Source organism: Leucobacter muris (assembly GCF_004028235.1).
Lineage (GTDB): Bacteria > Actinomycetota > Actinomycetes > Actinomycetales > Microbacteriaceae > Leucobacter > Leucobacter muris.
Genome location: NZ_CP035037.1, coordinates 1,300,041 through 1,320,015 on the forward strand (window position 1 = coordinate 1,300,041; position 19,975 = coordinate 1,320,015).

The following is a 19,975-nucleotide window of genomic DNA, read 5'->3' on the forward strand; positions in this document are numbered from 1 at the left end:
GCACAATCACGAAGGCGCAGCGGTCGGCGCTCCTGCGTCGCCGACGATGAATACATTTCGAGCACAGTCTATTCCAGCGAGGCGCCGGGTCGGCGGTAAGCTGACAGGGTGTTCGAGTGGATCCGTGGGCTGCGAAAGAAGAGCGCCCCAGCGCGCAAGCTGCGTTCGCGCGGCGACGCCGTCGACACCGAGCGCGTCGAGCTGTCGGAGTTCGCCCCCGGCATCATGCCGTTCCTCGGCCTCACCTCCTACCTGCAGCTCGAGCTCTACCAAGGCGCGACCCGCGCCGTCTCCGGCGCCCCGACCCTCGAAGCCAAGGACGTGCTCGCCCGCGTGGCCGGCCAGACGCTGTCGAAGCACCAGCGGCTCACCGCCGAGATCCGCAGGCGCGGAGAAGAACCGCACGTGGTGATGACGCCGTTCGCGCACGTGATCGAGCAGTACGTCGAGCGCATCGACGCCGCCGACTGGCACCAGCACGTGCTCTCCCTGTACCTCGTGGGCGGGCTCTTCGACGACTTCTTCGCGAGCCTCGCCGGCGGGCTGCGCGACGGGTACCGCGGCGACGCCATCGCGATCCTGCACGACGACACCGGCCGCGCCGAGCTCAAAGAGCTGCTGCAGGCGGCCCTCGTCACTGATGAGGGGCTGTCGAGCTGGCTCGCGCTGTGGGGCCGCCGCCTCGTGGGCGATACGCTGCTCGTCTCGCGAGCCGTGCTGGCTCTCAGCGAGGGCCGACCGTTCGTCGAGAGCGAGGTCGAGCCCGTCTTCACCGAGCTCATCGCCGACCACATCCGCCGCATGGACGGTCTGGGCCTGACCGCATGAGCGCAGCCCGGCCCGGGCCCGTCGAGCGGCCCCGCGGCCGCGCTCGGCTTCCGCTCGCGAGCGGCGCGAACCCGATCTGCGACTACTTCGAGGCGGGACGCTGCCGTTCGTGCGCGCTGATCGAGACCCCGTACGAGCAGCAGCTGCGCGACAAGGAGGCCCGCTGCCGAGAGCTGCTGCCCGGGGTGCCCGAACGCGCGTGGCTGCCGCCCGTGCCGGGCGGGGTGCGCGAGTTCCGCAACAAGGCGAAGCTGGTGGTGGGCGGAAGACCGGGGCGGGTGACCCTCGGCATCCTCGGCCCCGACGGCGCGGGCGTGGATCTGCGCGACTGCCTGATCCAGCAGCCCACGATACGCGCGGCGATCCCGAGCCTCGCTCGCTTCATCGAGCAGAGCGGGCTGCCTCCGTACGACGTGCCGAAGCGGCGCGGCGAGCTCAAGTTCGTGCACGTCACGGCCTCTCCCGACGGCGAGCTGATGCTGCGCTTCGTGGTGCGCAGCGAGCGGGCGCTCGACGTGCTGCGCACCCGCCTGCCGCAGCTGCGGCGCGCGATCCCGGCCGCGGCCGTCGTGTCGGTGAATCTGCTGCCCGAGCACAAGGCCGTGCTCGAGGGCGAGCGCGAGGTGCCGCTGCTCGGCTCGTCGCTCGCGATGGACACCGGCGCGGGCCTCGCCCTGCACCTGCGGCCGCAGAGCTTCTTCCAGACGAACACGAGCGTGGCGCGCGCCCTGTACGCGCAGGCCGCGGAGTGGATCGAGCGGGCGGATCCGGCGTCGCTCTGGGATCTCTACTGCGGCGTCGGCGGCTTCGCGCTGCACTCGGCGGGCGCGGGATCGGCCCGCCGCGTGCTCGGGATCGAGATCAGCGAGGAGGCGGTGCGTTCGGCCAGGCGCAGCGCTCGCGAGGCGGGGATCGACGCGCGGTTCGAGGCGGGGGACGCGACGGCGTTCGCTCTCGGAGCCTCTCGGGAGGACCTGCCGGAGGCGGTGATCGTGAACCCTCCGCGGCGCGGCATCGGCGCCGAGCTCGCCGGCTGGCTCGAGGGGGCCGCGGGGATCCGGCACGTCGTCTACTCCAGCTGCAACCCCGAGAGCCTCGCCCGGGATCTCGCCGCGATGCCGTCGTTCGCGGCGCGCGAGGCGCGCGTCTTCGACATGTTCCCGCACACGCGGCACATGGAGGCAGCGGTGCTGCTGGAACGTCGCTGAAGCGCGCCGGCCGTCGATATGGGATCTGCCGAAGATATGGTCGATCCGCCCGGATACGGCATATCTTCGGCAGAACCCTTACCCTGCGCCGGGACTCGGGGCATGGCCGGACAAGGGCATGGCAGGATGTCACTATGAACATCGTGCTCGGGGTGACCGGCGGCATCGCCGCCTACAAGGCCGTTGCGCTCGCGCGACTGCTCGTCGAGGCGGGCCACGAGGTGCACGTGGTGCCGACCGATGATGCGCTGCGCTTCGTGGGCACGCCCACCTGGGAGGCGATCAGCCGTCACCCCGTGACCGCGTCGGTGCACGATGACGTCCCCGAGGTGCGCCACGTCGCGCTCGGGCAGCGCGCCGATCTCGTGGTCGTGGCTCCTGCCACTGCGAACACGCTCGCCCGCATGACCGCGGGCCTCGCCGACGACCTGCTCGGCACGACACTCCTCGCCACGCGTGCGCCCGTGCTCGTCGCACCCGCCATGCACACCGAGATGTGGCAGCACCCGGCCACGCAGGACAACGTGGCGATCCTGCGGTCGCGAGGCGTGCACTTCACGGGCCCCGAGAGCGGGCGGCTCACGGGCGACGACAGCGGCCCGGGCCGTATGAGCGAGCCGGAGCGGATCGCCGAGGCGGTCGAGCACCTGCTTTCGGGCGGCGGAGATGCCGCGACCCACGGCGATTCCGAACCCGGTGCGACGCCCGAGGCCTCGGGGGAGCAGCCGTCGGCGCCGATCCCCGGTGCAGCCGCCGCGCCAGAGCCCGCTGAGGCCGCTCCTGAGCCTGCTGCCGGGCCCGGGCCTGCTGCCGAATCCGCTGCGCCCGGCGACCTCGACGGGCTCCGCGTGCTCGTCACCGCCGGCGGCACGCGCGAGCCGATCGACCCGGTGCGCTATCTCGGCAACCGCTCCAGCGGCCGGCAGGGCGTCGCGATCGCCGCGGCCGCCGCGGATCGCGGGGCGAAGGTGGTGCTGCTCGCCGCCAACATCGACGAGTCGGTACTCGCCGAGGTGCGGGATCGCGCGGGCGTGCGGGTCGTGCCCGTCGGCACGACGGCGGAGCTCGAGGCGGCGGCGAACGGGGCGTCGTCCGGGGCCGAGGCGGTCATCATGGCGGCGGCCGTCGCCGACTACCGTGTCGCGAACGTGGCGGATCAGAAGCTGCGGAAGGAGGACTCGCCCGGCGAGGCTCCCGTGCTCGAACTCGTCGAGAACCCCGACGTGCTCGTCGGACTCGTGCAGGGGCGCCGGGAGGGGCAGGTGATCGTGGGCTTCGCCGCCGAGACCGTGGCGGGCGGAGTCGAGGGCGAGGGCCTCGACGCGGCCGCGGCGCGCTCCGAGCTGCTGGAGCGCGGTCGGCGCAAGCTCGCCCGCAAGGGCGCCGATCTGCTGGCCGTCAACGCGGTGGGGTGGAACGCGGGTTTCGAGACCGACGACAACAGCCTGCTGGTGCTCGACGCCGACGGGCACCTCGCCTGCGAAGCGCACGGCAGCAAGCGCGACGTGGCCGAGCGCCTGCTCGACGCCGTGCGCGACGAACTGCGATAGCGCGCGCCGGTACTGTGCAGCGCCCGGTGCCTACTGCTCGGCGGGCTCCCGCGCGCTCGTCGCCTCGAGCGGCGCCTCGGCTGCGCGCCCTTCGCGATTCTTGACGAGCAGGAGGGCGACGAGGGCGAGAGCGATGTAGACGAAGTCGAACAAGCCGGCGACCGAGAGCAGACCCTGCGACGTCGACCCGGTCGACGAGTGCGTGTCGATGCCGCCGGTCGCGAGCATGGTGGTCGGATCGGTCGCCGCGTGGAGCAGGATCGCCCAGAAGATCCGGCCGGTGACGCGCAGCGAGAGGTACATCATCGCGCCGAAGCCGAACGTGTAGGCGACGGTGACCAGCACCGTCTGCGTTGTTTGACCGCCGAGTGCGTTCCCGGCGTGCAGCGTGGCGAAGTACGCCGACGACAGCACGAGGACGGTCTTCTCGCCGTGGCCACCGTCCCGGAGCATCTTGACGACGAAGCCGCGGGTCAAGAGCTCCTCGGTGAAGCCGATGCAGAGGCCGAGGAAGAGCAGCGTCAGCACGGTCGCTATGGAGTAGGCGGCCCAGTTCGCCGCCACGAGGCGCACGACGACGGGGATCAGCACGAGCACGACCGCGAGCCACATCCAAGGGCGTCCGGGGAGGGGCTGACGGCCGAAGGGATCGCGCACCCAGCCGAGCGAGACGGCGAACAGCAGCAGCAGGCCGCCGGCGATGATGATCGGGAGCGCGACGGTGAAGAAGATGCTCGTCGGGCTCGAGAGCGGATTCTGTCGGTCGACGAAGGAGTGGAAGAGCGTCGACGTTCCGAGGCCGATCAGCTGGTAGACACCCCAGTAGCCGACGACGAGGAGCAGGGCCTTCCACCAGTTCCCACGGTTCCAGAACACCTGCCAGCGGTTCTTGCGCGCGTACTCGACCATGATCCCTCACTCCGTTCGGCGGTGAGGATGAACCTATCGGTTCTGCGGCGGCGACACGCGATTGCGCGCGGGCGTTTCTGCGGCACGGCCCGCGGGCACGGGACCGCGAATCGCGGTGGCGGCGGGGCGCAGGGGCGGCGCGCCCCGGTGACGGCATGCGCCGGATCGAGGGCGTCGCCCGCAGCCGATCGGCCCGGTCGGCTGATGCGGCCGCCAGGGATCAGTCGATGAGGCCGATCTTGCCTCAGCTGATGAGGCCGATCTTGCCTCAGCTGATGAAGCCGACCTTGCCTCAGCTGATGAAGCCGACCTTGCGACCGCCTTCGCCGCCCAGCTCGACATAGCTGATCGACTCGGTGTCGATGAGGTACTGGCGGCCCCGGGTGTCGGTCAGAGCGAGCAGCGCCGAATCCTTCTCGACGGCCGCGTCGATGAGGCCGCGCACCTCGTCGGCGCTCGCCTCGGTCTCGAACGCGAGCTCACGGGGCGAGTGCTTGATGCCGATACGAACTTCCACGGGTGCCTCCTCGGGTGCTGTGGTGCGAGACCACGATTGTTGATCCGTTCTCCGAGTCTAGGGTCAGCGGGCCGCGCGAGAGGCCCGCTGCGGCGCCCGTTCGCCGTCAGCGCATCGAGCCCGGGGCCGGCCGGACGGGAATGTCCGAGGTGCTCGGTAGGGTGATCGCATGCTCTCATTCGACCCGTCTCAGCAGGCCGTTCTGGCCCTCGACCCCGCCCGCCACGCGCGGGTGCTGGGGGCGCCGGGAACGGGCAAGACCACGGTGCTGGTCGAGGCGTTCGCGCGCGTGATCGACCTCGACGGGTGGGCTGAGGATCACGCGCTGGTCATCGCCCCGAACCGGCTGGTGGCGAGCGAACTGCGCGGGCAGGTCGAACGTCGTGCGGGGCGCGCGATCGGCGGCACCCCGGTGCGCACCGCCGCGTCGCTCGCCTTCGCCGTGCTCGGCCGCGCCGCCGCCGTCGAGGGGCGCGATGCGCCGCGCCTGTTGACCGGCACGGCGCAGGACGAGGCGATCGCCGAGACGATCGAGCGGGGCCTCGCCGGAGCCGCAGGCATCGTGGGGCTCGTTCCCGAGGTGCTGCAGAGCCCCGCCTTCCGCGCCGAACTGCGCGAGCTGTGGCGCATCGTCGACGACTTCGACCTCGAGCCGGCCGGTTTCGCCGCCGAACTGCGCGCGCTGCGCGCGTCGGCCGGGCGGGCGGCGCAGACGCGGATGCCCGCTCCCGAGATCCTCGATCGCTGGTGCGACGGGCTCGATCTCATCGCAGCGGTCTCGCAGCGTCTCGCGGTCGAGCGACCCGAAGAGCTGAGCTCGAGCGCGCTGCTGCGCGCGGCCGCCGCCGCGGTGCGGGCCGGCGGCTCCGCGATCGGCGAGGGGGCGCTGGCGCCGGGCTCGTTCGCGGTGCCGCGATTGCTGCTCGTCGACGACGCCCAAGAGCTCGGCGAGGGCGAGCTGGCGCTCATCGCGGCCTGCGCGAGCGCGGGCAGCCGGGTCTGGGTCTTCGGCGATCCCGACGAGGCGACCGGTGCGTTCCACGGCGAGCGCACCGCCGTGCTCGCGCGGCTCGGCGACGAACTCCAGCGGCGCGGCGGCGGTGCCGCCGGTGCGGCCTCCGCGACGGCCTCCCGTGCAGCCGCCGCAGGCGGGGAGCAGCGCGCGGTGCTGCGCACGGTGCATCGGCACGGCCCCGAACTGCGCGGCTTCGTGCGCGGCCTCACGACGCGCGTCGGCGCCGCGGGAGCAGGAGAGCAGCGCTCCGCTCAGAGCGCCGACGGGGCGGCGCGATCGGCGGGGCCCGTCACGGCGGCGCCCGCCTCGACCGAGTTCGGGGCGGTGCAGTTCGCATCGGTGGGATCGTCCGCCGAGCAGCTGGGCGTGATCGCCCACCGCCTGCGCGCCCGCCGCCTCGGCCTCGGCGCGAGCGAACGCACCGACTGGAGCGACATGGCCGTGATCTGCCGCAGCCGATCCGAGGCGCTGCGCGTCTCGCGCGCACTCGCCGCGCACCAGGTGCCCACGGGGGTCGCGGCGGGCGGCATCGTGCTCCGCGAGCACCAGATCGTGCGCGAGCTCGCGCGGCTGCTGCAGCACGCCCTCGGGCTGGCCCCGCTCACCGGCGACGACGTGCTGAGGCTCGCGGGCGGGGTGATCGGCGGCCTCGACCCCGTGGCGATCCGGCGGCTGCGAGGCGCGCTGCTCATGCAGGAGCGCCGCGACGCGCGGGCCGAGCAGCGCGAGCCGGGCGCCATCGAGGGGCTCGTGCTCGAAGCCGTCGCCCACCCGGGCGACACTCCGGTGATCGACAGCGCCGGCGGCCGTGCGCTGCGACGCATCGGACTGCTCACCGCCGCGGCCGCTCGAGTGCGCGAGGCCGGCGGCACACCGCGAGAGACGCTCTGGTCCCTGTGGGAGGGCACGCGGCTCGCCGATCGCTGGCAGGCCGAGGCCCTCGACGGTCGCGGTGTGCGCGCCGACGAGGCGCACCGCTCGCTCGACGCCGTGATGGGCCTCTTCTTCGCGCTCCAGCGCCACGAAGAACAAGACAGCGAGCAACCGATCGGCGAACTGCTCGACGACCTGCTGCTCAGCGCGGTGCCCGAAGACTCGCTCGCGCAGCGCAGCGAGCGCGTCGCGGTCACCGTCACCACCCCGCAGGGCGCCATCGGGCGGGAGTTCTCGGTCGTCGCGGTGCTCGGAGTGCAAGACGGCGCCTGGCCCAATCTGCGCGCTCGGGGGTCGCTGCTCGGCACCGCCGCGCTCGAGCGGTGGCTGCGCGGGGCGGAGGCGATCCCGCCCTCCCGCAAAGACACCATGCACGACGAGCTGCGGCTCTTCGTGCACAGCTGCGCCCGAGCCCGCGACGAACTGCTGGTGGTCGCGGTCTCCGACGACGAACAGCACCCGAGCCCCTTCTTCGGCCTGGGCCGGGTTCACCTGCGCGAGGGGCTGCCCAGCAGTCGGCTCACCCTGCGCGGAGCGGTGGCCGAGATGAGGCGCAGGCTCGCGCTCGACCCGGGCGACGACGAAGCGCTGCGCTCGATCGCCGCGCTCGCCTGGGAGTCGGTGCCCGGAGCCCGCCCCTCCGAGTGGTACGGCGTGCTGCCGCCCAGCACCACCGCCCCGCTCTTCGATCTCGACGACCCCGAACGCAGCGTGCCCGTCAGCCCGTCGCAGCTCGAACGCGCCGAGACCTGCCCGCTCGACTGGGCGATCGCGAGCCTCGGGGGAGGCAGCGGAAACCTCCAGGCGAGCCTCGGCACGCTGGTGCACCACGCCCTCGAGACCGCGCAGCAGGCCGACGCAGAGGCCATGCTCGACGCGGTGAAGGCCGAGTGGGGCAAACTGCCCTTCGACGCCGAGTGGGAATCGCAGCGCGCCGAACGGCTCGCCCGCGCCATGACCGAGAGCCTCGCCGCGTATCTGCGCTCCTTCGAGGCGTCCGAGCGCAGCCTGCTCGGCCGCGAGACCGCGTTCTCGATCCCCATCGATCGAGCCGTGCTCCGGGGCACGGCCGACCGGCTCGAAGCGACGCAGCGCGCCGACGGAGCACTCGAGATCACCGTGCTCGACCTGAAGACCGGGCGCACGCCGCCGAGCAAGTCCGCGGCCGAAGAGCACGCGCAGCTGCAGGCCTACCAGCTGGGCGTCGCACGCGGCGCATTCGAGCTTCCCGACGACGCCCCGCCGACGCAGAACGCGCACAGCGGCGGGGCCCGCCTGCTCTACGTGCACCCCGACGCGACGAAGCGGGCCGACTACGTCGAACGAGTGCAGCAGCCCATCACCGAGCAGGCGATGCACCTGCTGCAGCAGCGCGTCGTCGACATCGCCGGCGTCATGGCGGCCGGCGAGTTCACCGCCCGCGTCGAACACCACTGCTCCGACCCCCATCAGCCCGGAGACTGCCGGCTGCACATCATCCCGGCGGTGAGCCGCGCATGACCCGCGATCCGATGGCGCGCGCGCTCCCCGAACCCCCCGTCTTCTCCGCCTCGCGCATCGCCGAGATACTGGCCGTGCCGCCCAAACCGGCTCTCGTGCCGACCGACGAGCAGCGCGCCGTCATCGAGCACCCGCTCGGTGGCAGCACCCTCGTCGTGGCCGGAGCCGGCAGCGGCAAGACCGAGACGATGGCCAACCGGGTGGTCTGGCTCGTCGCGAACGGCCTTGTCGAGCCCGATCAGGTGCTCGGGCTCACCTTCACCCGCAAGGCCGCGGGCGAACTCCGCGAGCGCATCTCGGGCAGGATCGACGCATTCGTCGAGCGGGTGCGCGATGCGGCGCAGCGGGGGGCGCTTTCGCCGGGCGAGGCCGAACGCGCCTCAGTGCTCGCCGAGCAGCTCGCCGACGGCCTCGATCTTCCCGACGTGAGCACCTACAACTCCTTCGCGGCAGGTGTGCTCCAGGAGTTCGGGGCGGCCGCGGGCATCGCACCGGGAGCCGCGGTCATTGACGAGGCGACCGCCTGGCGCATCGCGCGAGACACCGTGATCGCGAGCCGCGATCCCGAACTCGCCACGAGCGAGCTCAGCCTGCCCCAGCTCATCCGCCACCTGCTGAACCTCGACCACGCGGTCTCGGACCACCTCACCTCGCTCGACCGCGTCGACCGCGTCGTCGAGGAGTTCGGGCGCGTGATCCATCTGCCCTACAACGAGAAGGAGCTCGGCGGCGAGCCGAGCGGCAAGGTCTACGCGCCGGTGCGCGACGCGGTCGCGAGTCTCGCAGAGACCCCGCTCATCACCCGCCTCGCCCGCGAGTATGCGGCCGAGAAGCAGCGCAGAGGCGTCATCGAGTTCTCCGACCAGCTCGCCCTCGCCACGCTGGCGCTCGAGCGCTCCGCCGATGCGGTCGCCGTGCTGCGCCGCAGGCACCGCGCGGTGCTGCTCGACGAGGTGCAGGACACCTCGGTGGGGCAGACCCGGTTCCTCTCGCGCATCTTCGCAGGCGGTTCCGTCATGGCGGTGGGCGACCCGCACCAGTCGATCTACGGCTGGCGAGGCGCCTCGGCCGAGGGGCTGCAGTCGTTCCACTCCGATTTCCGGGGTCGCGGACCCTCCGACGGCGGCACAGCCCCCGCCACCCTCACGCTCTCCACGAGCTGGCGCAACCCCGACCGCGTGCTCGACGCGGCGAACGTCATCGCCGCGCCGCTCGCCGCCGACGCCGCGATCGACGTGCCGGGGCTCGCGCCGCGACCCGGCGCAGCCGAGGGCTCCATCGAGTGGCGGTACCCCGAGACGGCCCACGAGGAGCGCGCCGCGGTGGCGCAGTGGATGCGCGAGACGCGCGACGCCCACCTCGCCGAGCACGGAGAGCCGCCCACGGCCGCGGTCATCTTCCGAACGCGCAGCCCGATGGCCGCCTTCTCGGCCGCGCTCACCGATGCGGGCGTGCCCAACCGCATCATCGGCCTCGGCGGCCTCCTCACCACACCCGAGGTCACCGACGTTGTGAGCACCCTGCGCTGCATCTGGTATGCCGACGCCGGCAGCGACCTCATCCGGCTGCTCACCGGGCCGCGCTTCCGCGTCGGCGTCGCCGACATCGCCGGACTGCGCGACGCGGCCCGCTGGTTCGCGCGGCGCGACGTCTCGCAGCAGCCCCTCAGCGACGAGGACCGCGCCGAGGACCGCGTGCTGCCCGACCCCGACCGGCAGTTCACCCTCATCGACGCGCTCGACCAGATCGCCACCATGCGCAGCCTCGACCACGCGGCGCTGCGCGGCGTCAGCGAGGCCGGGCGCGAGCGGCTGCGCGACGCCGGCCGCATGCTCGCAGCACTGCGCCGGGGGGTCGGAGGCAGCATCCCCGAACTCATCGGAGCGACCGTGCAGGGGCTGCGGCTCGACATCGAGCTCGACGCCAACGAGGCGCGCGAGCACGCCGGGGGCTCGGCGGCGCACGCCAACCTCGACATCTTCACGGAGCTCGTCGAGAGCTACCTCTCGGTCGACAGCCGAGGCACGCTCGCGTCGCTGCTCGAGTGGATCGAGCGGGCGGTCGAGGCCGATGAAACCGCCGAGCACGTCGCGGCACCCGCCCCCGGCACCGTGCAGCTCATCACCGCCCACGGTTCGAAGGGCCTCGAATGGGACCTCGTCGCCGTGCCCCGCCTCGTCGTGGGCGAGTTCCCGTCGAGCCCCCGCAGCGGCGCCGGCTGGCTGCGCACCGGAGAACTGCCCGACGAGCTGCGCGGCGACGCCGCCGCACGCCCCGAACTGAACTGGCGCATCGCCGACACGCAGCAGGAGCTGCGCGACCGCATCGCCTCCTACCGCGAACAGCTGAGAGACCGGCATCACGACGAGGAGCGCCGCCTCGCCTACGTCGCGGTGACCCGTTCGGCGAGCCGGCTGCTGCTCAGCGGTGCCTTCTGGGGCGGGCAGACCCGACCTCGCACACCGTCGCCCTATTTGCTCGAACTGCAGCAGGCCGGCATCATCGCGGGGCTGCCCGAGCAGAGCGCCCACGAGTCCGACCCCAGCGAACTCGCCGAGCTCGCCCTGCAGTGGCCGCTCGATCCCCTCGGCGCCCGCGAACCCGCCGTGATGCGCGCAGCCGCAGCGGTGCAGGCCGCCATCGACGGGAGAGACGAGGGCCGGGATCCACTCGACGACCCCGACCTCGACGAGACCGTGCGATTGCTGCTCGCCGAGCGCCGAGACGGCTCACCGGTCGGCGGCGGCGCACCGGCCCAGGCGGGCGCCCCGGGCGCGGCCGCCGACCCCCGCTCAGGTGCCGGAGCCCACGCCGGGGCCGGAGCGGACTCCGGGGCCGGAGCCGACGCTCCGCCGGAGCGAGGCCTGCCCGAGCGCATCACGGCCTCGACCTTCCATGAGTTCATCGACGATCCAGCCCTCGCGGAACGGCGCAGGCGGCGACCCGTTCCTCAGCGGCCCTACCGGCGCACCCGCATCGGCAACCGCTTCCACGAGTGGGTCGAGCGGCGCGCCACGACTGCGCGGGGCACCGCGCTGCCGCTCACCGGGCTCGACCTCGAGGGGTGGGAACCCGAACTCGCCGAGTTCGACGGCGAAGCCGAACTGAGGCCCCTGATCGAACAGTTCGAGCAGTCGCGATGGGCGGGGCTGCAGCCCATCGCCGTCGAGCAGGAGGTCACGCTGCCCTTCGCCGGCCGCACACTCGTCTGCAAGCTCGACGCCGTCTACCGGTTCCCCGGGCACGGCGGCGCAGCCGACCGCTTCGAGATCGTCGACTGGAAGGCGGGCCGGTCGCCGCGCACCGACGCCGAGCGCGAGAGCCGCTTCTTCCAGCTCGATCTCTACCGGCACGCCTACGCGCAGTGGGCCGGCGTCGATCCCGGGCGAATCGATGTCTCGCTGTTCTACGTCGCCGAGGGCGTCGAACTCACCGGCAGTCGACCGCGCAGCCTCGAAGAACTCGAAGAGATCTGGAGCTCCGCCGCAGCGCGCCTGCGCCCCGCGCCGTAGCGCCGCCGCGACCGAGCAGAGCCGCGCAGCCTGGGCGAGCCGCCGCCGACCCCGCTTCAGCGCGCGGGGGTCTCCGGCAGATCCTCGTCCTCGATCGGCTGCGTCAGCTGGTCCGAGAGCGGCTCGGTCATGTGCTCCGCACCGTCCTCTGCGGGCTCACCGCCCCCGCTCGTCGGCGCCTCGGCGTCCTCGTCGCTCCCCTCGCGGAGCGGCTCGATGAAGTCGGTGTCGACCCCGAACATGCGATCCTCGTCCAGCGCCTCGTAGGCGGCCGTGTCCGAGAGGTGGTCGGCCACCTCGGGGGTCTCGTCGAGCAGCGCCGTCACCTCCGACTCGTCGAGCGGTGCGCGGTGCTTCGCAGCGGAGAACGCGGCGCCGAGCGGGCCGGACGAGCCGACCATGCGGTCGAGCATGCTCACGGCGTCGTCGATCACCGCCTGATCGTGCGATTCCACCCCGTGCAGCAGCCAGCGCGCCACCTCCAACTCGTGGTAGAGCGCTGCCCGTACTCGCAGGTGGGCGAGCGAGCCCGTGTTGCGGTTCTGGGCATACCTGGCGAGCGCCGAGTCGAGCACGTCCGAGCCGGCGGCCAGCAGCCACGCGAGGTCGGACGCCGGGTCTCCGACCGAGAGCTCGGACCAGCCCGTCACGCCCGTGACCCGGTCGTCCTCGACGAGCAGCTGCTCGGCATCGAGCGAGCCGTGCACCACGGTCGGCGTGAAATCCCAGATGTCGGCGGTCTCCACCGTCTGCTGCCAGCGCCGCAGCACCGTCTCGGGCAGCAGACGCGTTGCCTCGGCCCGGTCGATGAGGCGGGTCGTGAGCAGTCTCAGATCCTGCGCGCTGCGCACGGGCAGCCCGCCCTGCTGCGCGACGCTCGTCGGCAGATCGTGGATCGCCCCGATCGCCTCCGCGATCGGCTGCAGCAGTCGTGCGTCGTCCGAGAGATCCTCGGCCTCGAAGCGGGCGCCGCCGAGCATGGTCGTCACCACGGCCCGCGTGTCGCCGGCCCGCGTCATCCCGAGCGTCTCGGGCACCTCGAACGGCAGGCGGCTGCGGGGCCCCTCCGTGAGCGCCGCGATCCCCAGCAACTCGGTCGACTGCTGCACCTCGGCGGCCTGCGTGCGGGGCACCCGCACCAGCAGCTCGGCGTCTTCGCCGGCGACGACTGCGGAGGCGAAGCTCTCGTCGCCCTCGTGCGCGCGAACCCCGAAGACGACGAGGCCAGGTACGGCCGAAGTCGCGAGCGCGGCTAGAGTGAAGGGAATGGTGGCCATGTATTCAGGGTATGCACGCGCGCGGACTCCTGGGCCGCGCCACGCGCACCGCGCGGCACACCGCACGCAACTTCGGGGGATCGAGATGCGATGCTTCGGCGCCCCCGCCCGAGAGGAGACGCGATGATTGCCGACCACCCTCCGCTCGCCGGCCGGGCGCTCGACCGCGACGCCGAGACCCGCGCCGATGCCGGGCGTCTGAGCGCTGCCTGGAACGACTCGGCCGCGAAGCTGCTGCGTCTGCGCGGTGTGGAGGTTCCGGTCGTCGGAGGGGCGCCGGATGGTGCGGGCGGGCCTCGTCTCGCGCTGATCCCCACCACGGGGGAGTTCGAGGCCGCGGGGCCGGATCAGCACGCTCGCCATCTCTACCTCGGTCGGGTGGACGGGGATCCCGTCTTCGCCGTCGCCGTCTCGCAGCGCGGCGCCGATGACGTCGATCGCGACGGGGCGCCCCGCGCGGCCGGAGCGGGTGCGGGGGAGACGGCGCCGAGCGATCCCGCGAGCCCGCCCGCCGCAGGCCTGCCCGGCGAGGAATGGCGACACCCCTTCGAACTCGCCGATCGTCTGCCCGAAGCCGAACGCGAGATGATCGCCGTCGCCTCGGGGCTCGTGCGCTGGCACGAGTCGGCTCGGTTCTCGCCGCGGGACGGCAGCCTCACCGAGCCGAGGCTCGGCGGCTGGATGCGGCGCGACGCGCACGGCGGCGAGCACTTCCCGCGCACCGACCCGGCCGTGATCGTGCTCATCGAGCACGAGGATCGGGTGCTGCTCGGGTCGAACGCGCTCTGGGAGAGCGGACGCTTCTCGCTGCTCGCGGGGTTCGTGGAGTCGGGCGAGTCGTTGGAGCAGACCGTCGCGCGCGAGGTCTTCGAGGAATCGGGCGTGCGCCTGGGCGAGGTCGAGTACGTCGCCTCGCAGCCGTGGCCCTTCCCGCGCTCGCTCATGCTCGGCTTCCGAGCTCGGCTCGCGGAGGGGGCGGATCCGCTCGATCTCAGCCCGGATCCCGAGGAGATCTCCGAGCTGCGGTGGTTCACGCGTGACGAGCTGCGCAGTCCCGCCGCCGGCATCACGCTGCCGATGCCGCTCTCGATCGCGCGCTGGATGATCGACCGCTGGGTCGCCGAGGGCGACCGGGATCCCGCCTCGGCCGAGGGCGCGGGTGATGCGGGCGGCTCGGCCGGATCGGGCGCCGCGAGCGGTCCGAGCGAACGCGATCGCGCGGTTGCCGATCCCGACGAGACCGCCGTCGCGCTCGCAGAGGGTGCGCATGGCGAGTGACGCGGAGGAGATCCTCGCGGAGCTCGATCCCGAGCAGCGGGAGATCGCGGAGTGCCTCCGCGGGCCGGTCGCGGTGCTCGCCGGCGCGGGCACGGGCAAGACGCGGGCGATCACGCACCGCATCGCCTACGGCGTGCGCAGCGGCGTGTACGCCCCCGAGCGCGTGCTCGCGGTGACGTTCACCCGCAAGGCGGCGGGGGAGCTGCAGGGGCGTCTGCGCGGGCTCGGCGCGGAGGGGGTGCGCGCGCAGACCTTCCACGGGGCGGCGCTTTCGCAGCTGGGGCACTTCTGGCCGCAGCTGGTGGGCGGGGCCGCGCCGAAGGTGCTGCCCGGCAAGGTCGCCGCCCTCTCGCAGGCCGTCGAGGGCATGGGGCTGCGGCTCGGCGGCGAGGCGCTGCGCGACGCCGCCTCGGAGATCGAGTGGCGCAAGACCTCGATGCTGAGCATCGACGCCTACGCGGAGCGGGTGCAGGATCGACCGCTGCCGCAGGGGCTCACGGCCGAGCAGCTGGTCGACGTGCATCGGGCCTACACGACGCTGCTCGAGGAGCGGCGGCAGATCGACTTCGAGGACGTGCTCGTGCTGCTCACGGGAATGCTCGAGGCCGAGCCCCTCGCGGCGCTGCAGGTGCGGGAGCGCTACCGCTTCTTCACCGTCGACGAGTTCCAGGACGTGTCGCCGCTGCAGCACGCGCTGCTGCGGGTCTGGCTCGGGGATCGCGACGATCTCTGCGTGGTCGGCGACGCGAGCCAGACCATCTACTCGTTCGCCGGGGCGACGAGCTCGTACCTGCTGCGGTTCGGCGTCGAGTACCCGCACGCGCGCGAGATCAGGCTCGAACGGAATTACCGCTCGACCGAGCCGGTGGTGCGGCTCGCCAACCGTCTGATGCGCGACCGGCCGGGCGCGCTCACGCTGCGGGCCACTCGCGAGCGCACCGAGGCGGATGCGCCCACCTTCGAGTGGTTCGGCAGCGAGCACGACGAGGCAGCTGCGGTGGCGGGCTCGATCGTCGACGCGCTGAGCGCGGGCACGCGCGCCTCCGAGATCGCGATCCTCTACCGCACGAACGCGCAGTCGGCCCGTTTCGAGGAGGCGCTGCAGCAGCGCGGAATCAGCACGCGCGTGCACGGCGCGCAGCGCTTCTTCGAGCGCGCCGACGTGCAGCAGGCGGTGATGCTCGTGAGGGGCGAGGCGAAGGTCGCCGACCCCCGGCCGCTGTTCCAGATCGTGAGCGATGTGCTGCGGGCCGGAGGGTGGACCGAGAAACCGCCGGAGGGCGCCGCCGCACGGGAGCGCTGGGAGGCGCTCGGCGCGCTGCTCGCGCTCGTGGACGAGATGCCGCCGGGCGCGGGCATCCGCGAGTTCAGCGAGGAGCTGCTCGCCAGGCAGCGCACCCAGCACGAGCCGACGCTCGAGGCGGTGACGCTCAGCGCGATCCACGCGGCGAAGGGCCTGGAGTGGTCGATGGTGCACGTGGTCGGCATGAGCGAGGGCGTGCTGCCGATCGCCCACGCCGCCGATGAGGCGGCCATCGAGGAGGAGCGGCGGCTCGCCTACGTCGCCTTCACCCGCGCGCGCGACGTGCTGCGCCTCTCGGGTGTGGGCGGAGGCTCCCGCGCCCCGCGGCGGCCGTCCCGGTTCATCGCGGAGGCCGGTCTGCTGGCGTGAACGCCCCGCACGCGCACTCGGGGTGCGGTGCGACGGAGACGAGGCGAGGGGCGTCGCTCACCTGACCGCGACGCATCGGGATGATCGCGCGCGTGGCGCGGGCCGACGGGTCGCCCGCGCGCCAGCGGCCGATGAGCATGGCGGCGAACGCGGCCGCCATGTGCGCGCCCGCGGCCGTCTCGGTGCGGGGGCTCGAACCGTAGAGCTGCGCGGCGAGAACCGGGTAGGCCGGATCTTCGTCGAGCATGGTCAGCGCGCAGCACGTATGACAGGGCGCACCCAGCTCCGAAACCAGCGGGCCCACGGTCACGGTGCGGTCGGTGAAGCGGATCAGTAGGTGGGGCACGGCGAGGCTGAGCCAGCGCTGCGCCCACTCGAGCGGTTCGAGGAAGCGCTCGACGTGCACCACGAGCTCGTACCCCTGCTCGAGCGACGGTTGCTCGTCGAGCGCGCACAGGCCGGTGGCGCTCAGCGCGGCACGCAGGCCGGGCACCTCGCGGCCGTCGTCGCAGACCAGCGCCCGCAGCGAGCGCTGCGCGGCGGCGGGCGCCGCCGTTCGACGCCGCGCGTCTCCGCGCGAGGCGCCGTGCAGCGGTGCCCGTCCAGTCGAGCCGTCTCCATCCGGCGCCGTCCGGATCGGTGCCTCTCGATCCGGAGCGCCGGGCGCGGGCACCGACTCGAGCGCTGGGGAGAGCGCCGTGAGCAGTTCCCTGACCTCTTGCGGGGTCGCCCCCAATCGCTGGGCCTCCCGCGAGAGGCGGCGCGGCGCGATGCCGGAGACGAGTGCTCCGATGAGGCGCTGCGCGCCGGGGCTCGGGTGCCGCACGCGCGCCTGCGCCCGTTCGAACCCGACGCGCAGCGTGTCGGGGTCTTCCCAGCAGAGCGGGAGATCGGGCCGGATGCGGGTGATCGTGTCGTTCATGGCACGAGTCTGCATCACGGCACCACCGCCGACGCAGTTATTCACAGGCGCCGGGCGGGATCGCCGGGGGTGCACCGGATCCACCCGACTGTGAGCGAAGTGCTCGCGTCAGCGGGGCGAACCCGCGGCGGGTCAGGCCGGGCGGCCCTGTCCGTCCTCGCCGCCCTCGTGCGGCGGCAGCTCGCCGTCGAGCAGCTGGGCCAGCGCCGCGTCGAACTCGTCGGTCTCGGCGTCCGGCGCCGCGCCGGCCAGTCCGAGTCGTTCGAGCAGACGGGCCGGGTGGTCGAGCTCCTCGGCGGTCGGCAGCAGGTCGGGGTGCGCCCACAGCCCGTCGCGCGTCGCGGCGTCGCTGCGCTCGGCGACGAGCCGCCACACCGCTGCCGCATCGCGCAGACGCCGGGGCCGCAACTCGAGCCCCGCGAGCGCCGAGAACGCGTGCTCGGCGGGACCGCCGGTCGCGCGCCGCCGCCGCACCATCTCCGCGATCGCATCTGCGCCGGGGATTCGCTTCGCCGCCTCCGCGGTCACGACGTCGACCCAGCCCTCGATCAGCGCGAGCATCGTCTCGAGCCGCGCGTGCGCGGCCTCCTGCGCCTCGGTCTTCGGCGGAATCAGCGCGCCGTTCGAGATGAGCTCCTGGATCTGCTCGGGATGCTGCGGATCGATGTCGCGCGCCATCTCCTCGATGCGATCGGTGTCGATCCGGATGCCGCGCGCGTAATCGGTGATGGCCGTGAGCAGGTGCAGCCGCAGCCACTTGGAGTGCCGGAACAGCCGCGCGTGCGCGAGCTCGCGCACGGCGAGGTAGAGCGTGACCGCCTCGGCGTCCTGATCCAGCCCCTCCGCGAACGCCGCGACCCCGCTCGGCAGCAGCGCGCCGCCCTCGCGGCCCGGCCCCGAGAGCAGCGGGATCCCGATGTCTCCCGCCGACACGACCTCGCCCGAGAGCCGGCCCACGATCGTGCCGAGCTGCACCGCGAACAGTGCGCCGCCCACGCTGCGGAGCACGGGGGTCGCCCCCTGCAGCGCGTCGCTCAGCTCCTCGGGCATCTGGCTCTGCAGCGCGTTCATGAGCGCGCCGGTGATCGACTCGGCGACCGGTTCGGCCAGGCTGATCCAGGTGTCGACCGACTGCTGCACCCACTCGATGCGGGTGAGCGTGCGCGGCGCGTCGGGGGTGGGGCCCAGCTCGGTGGCCTCGTCGAGCCACAGCGCGGCCACGGGGAACGCGCGCATCGCGGGTGCCGGATCGCCGGCAGGGACGCCGTCGCTCGCGACCTCGATCGCGGTGCGGCGCGCGGTCGACCAGTCGATCTCGTCGGTGGGGTGTTGCATGGCGCCCTGCAGCGTGCTGAACAGCCCCTGCAGCGTCTTCGGGTCGACCGGGATGCCGGCGGCCCTTCGCGAACTGCTCCGCGTCCATGCCGTTCGCCCCCGCGCCGCCGCCCTGGAGCATCTCCCGGAGGATGCGCTGCAGTTCCTCGAAGTCCTCCGGACCCCGGCTGCCAGAGTTGTCGTGGTCACTCTCGCTCATTACCCGCTCCTCCGCTTCGTGCGTCGCCGACCACGCTACGGCACGTCCATCAGATCCGCCTGCTAGATTGGCCGTCGCTCGGCGAATCCCATTGCGCCGACTGCGAACAGGCGGGGCGACGCATCGGCCCTCGCGAAGCCGCGGGCAGTGAAGTTCCGGGCCCGGTGCAGCGACGGGCCCCGTGGAGGAGATCAGTGAACGACGACCGGATCGAACGCCGTCGCCTGCGCATCATGATCACCCTCGCGCTGGTCGCGTGCGCCGTGCTGCTGGCCGCGCTGATCCCCTCGCCCTTCGTGGTCGAGCGGCCGGGACCGGTGGTCAACACGCTGGGCGAGGTCGAGCTCGAGGACGGCGAGGTGGAGCCCGTTATCGCGGTCGAGGACGCCGAGCTGTACGAGGCCGATGGCGAGTTGAACCTGCTCACGGTCTCGATCCTCGGCGATCCCGCGCACCCGAGGAGCTGGCTGTCCCTCGTCCCCTCGCTCTTCGACCCGGCGCAGCGCGTCGCGCCCGTCGCCGAGTTCTACCCCGAGGGGGTGACGCTCGAGCAGCGGCAGACTCAGAATGCCGCGTACATGGACTCGTCGCAGATGCAGGCGGCCGCCGCGGCGTTCCGCTGGCTCGGGGAAGCCGTGCCGGTCGAGCTGAGTGTCGCGGCGGTGATCGAGGACGGTCCGTCGGACGGCGTGCTGCGGGAGGGCGACGTGCTGCTCACCGCCGACGGCGCCCCCATCGCCGACTTCGCCGAGCTGCGGGCGCTCGTGACCGATGCCGGCGCGGGAGGGCGGATCGTGCTCGGCATCGAGCGCGAGGGAGTTCCGCAGCAAGCGGTGATCGAGCCCCGGATCCCGCAGGGCGGTGACGAGCCGCTGATCGGCGCCACGATCGCCTCCAGCTACGAGCTGCCGAACGAGGTCGACATCAGCCTCTCCCAGATCGGCGGCCCGAGCGCGGGCCTCGTCTTCGCGCTCGGTCTCGTCGAGCGGCTCACTCCGGGCACGATGGTCGACGGGTCGATCATCAGCGCGACCGGCACGATCTCAGGCACGGGAGAGGTCGGCGCGATCGGCGGCCTGGCCCAGAAGATGTGGGCGGCGGATCGGGCCGAGAGCGACCTCTTCCTCATGCCGATCGGCAACTGCGGTGACCTGCCCGAGCGGCGACCGGAGGGGCTCAGGATCGCGCCGGTCGCCACGCTCGACGAGGCGATCTCGGCCGTGGAGGTCGTGGCGGCGGGGGAGGAGCCCGCGGGGCTCGAGCGGTGCGGGGCGGGCGCCTGAGCGCTCTCCGGAGCCTCCCGGGCCCGGGGTCCCGCGC

General features: G+C 73.0%; 13 protein-coding genes. 8 read left to right on the forward strand and 5 right to left on the reverse strand.

Annotated features, from left to right (window positions below; all coding sequences use genetic code 11):
- The first annotated feature begins 108 nt into the window (after positions 1 to 108).
- The 3 genes from Leucomu_RS06195 (at position 109) to Leucomu_RS06205 (ending at position 3,586) form a co-directional block, all read left to right on the forward strand.
- Positions 109 to 828: a ferritin-like fold-containing protein gene (locus Leucomu_RS06195; protein WP_128386679.1), complete on the forward strand. Its 720-nt coding sequence runs from the start codon at positions 109 to 111 to the stop codon at positions 826 to 828.
- A complete protein-coding gene (locus Leucomu_RS06200) occupies positions 825 to 2,036 on the forward strand; it encodes a methyltransferase domain-containing protein (protein ID WP_228407310.1) in 1,212 nt (403 codons plus the stop codon). Before Leucomu_RS06195 ends, Leucomu_RS06200 begins: the two co-directional genes overlap by 4 nt.
- Before the next feature lie 134 nt (positions 2,037 to 2,170).
- Positions 2,171 to 3,586, forward strand: coding sequence for a bifunctional phosphopantothenoylcysteine decarboxylase/phosphopantothenate synthase (locus Leucomu_RS06205; RefSeq protein ID WP_128386680.1), 1,416 nt, complete (start codon positions 2,171 to 2,173; stop codon positions 3,584 to 3,586).
- Positions 3,587 to 3,616: 30 nt separating this feature from the next.
- Here Leucomu_RS06205 and Leucomu_RS06210 read toward each other — a convergent pair whose 3' ends face one another.
- Both Leucomu_RS06210 and Leucomu_RS06215 read right to left on the reverse strand, forming a co-directional pair.
- A complete protein-coding gene (locus tag Leucomu_RS06210) occupies positions 3,617 to 4,495 on the reverse strand; it encodes a CPBP family intramembrane glutamic endopeptidase (protein WP_128386681.1) in 879 nt (292 codons plus the stop codon).
- Between the two features lie 292 nt (positions 4,496 to 4,787).
- On the reverse strand, positions 4,788 to 5,012 hold the full coding sequence (locus Leucomu_RS06215; protein WP_128386682.1) for a DUF3107 domain-containing protein: 225 nt from the start codon (positions 5,010 to 5,012) through the stop codon (positions 4,788 to 4,790).
- Positions 5,013 to 5,181: 169 nt separating this feature from the next.
- Between Leucomu_RS06215 and Leucomu_RS06220 the strand changes: the two genes are divergently transcribed.
- Together Leucomu_RS06220 and Leucomu_RS06225 are read left to right on the forward strand one after the other, a co-directional pair.
- Positions 5,182 to 8,460: a UrvD/REP family ATP-dependent DNA helicase gene (locus Leucomu_RS06220; RefSeq protein WP_128386683.1), complete on the forward strand. Its 3,279-nt coding sequence runs from the start codon at positions 5,182 to 5,184 to the stop codon at positions 8,458 to 8,460.
- Positions 8,457 to 11,972 carry an ATP-dependent DNA helicase gene (locus Leucomu_RS06225; protein WP_128386684.1) on the forward strand — a complete coding sequence of 1,172 codons (3,516 nt, stop codon included), beginning with the start codon at positions 8,457 to 8,459 and terminating at the stop codon, positions 11,970 to 11,972. Before Leucomu_RS06220 ends, Leucomu_RS06225 begins: the two co-directional genes overlap by 4 nt.
- Before the next feature lie 56 nt (positions 11,973 to 12,028).
- Here the strand turns inward: Leucomu_RS06225 and Leucomu_RS06230 are convergent, their stop codons facing one another.
- On the reverse strand, positions 12,029 to 13,249 hold the full coding sequence (locus tag Leucomu_RS06230; protein WP_128386685.1) for a phosphotransferase: 1,221 nt from the start codon (positions 13,247 to 13,249) through the stop codon (positions 12,029 to 12,031).
- 123 nt (positions 13,250 to 13,372) lie between these two features.
- On the opposite strand from Leucomu_RS06230, the gene nudC reads away from it, so the two are divergent.
- Together nudC and Leucomu_RS06240 are read left to right on the forward strand one after the other, a co-directional pair.
- Positions 13,373 to 14,527 carry an NAD(+) diphosphatase gene (gene nudC / locus Leucomu_RS06235; protein WP_128386686.1) on the forward strand — a complete coding sequence of 385 codons (1,155 nt, stop codon included), beginning with the start codon at positions 13,373 to 13,375 and terminating at the stop codon, positions 14,525 to 14,527.
- On the forward strand, positions 14,517 to 16,199 hold the full coding sequence (locus Leucomu_RS06240; protein WP_128386687.1) for an ATP-dependent helicase: 1,683 nt from the start codon (positions 14,517 to 14,519) through the stop codon (positions 16,197 to 16,199). The genes nudC and Leucomu_RS06240 overlap by 11 nt, the downstream gene beginning before the upstream one ends.
- Here Leucomu_RS06240 and Leucomu_RS06245 read toward each other — a convergent pair.
- Positions 16,171 to 17,121: a hypothetical protein gene (locus Leucomu_RS06245; RefSeq protein ID WP_128386688.1), complete on the reverse strand. Its 951-nt coding sequence runs from the start codon at positions 17,119 to 17,121 to the stop codon at positions 16,171 to 16,173. The genes Leucomu_RS06240 and Leucomu_RS06245 overlap by 29 nt on opposite strands.
- A 132-nt stretch (positions 17,122 to 17,253) precedes the next feature.
- Positions 17,254 to 18,456, reverse strand: a complete 1,203-nt coding sequence (locus Leucomu_RS06250; protein ID WP_228407312.1) for a zinc-dependent metalloprotease — start codon at positions 18,454 to 18,456, stop codon at positions 17,254 to 17,256.
- A 393-nt stretch (positions 18,457 to 18,849) separates the two neighbouring features.
- On the opposite strand from Leucomu_RS06250, the gene Leucomu_RS06255 reads away from it, so the two are divergent.
- A complete protein-coding gene (locus Leucomu_RS06255) occupies positions 18,850 to 19,938 on the forward strand; it encodes a YlbL family protein (RefSeq protein ID WP_128386689.1) in 1,089 nt (362 codons plus the stop codon).
- Positions 19,939 to 19,975 lie beyond the last annotated feature (37 nt).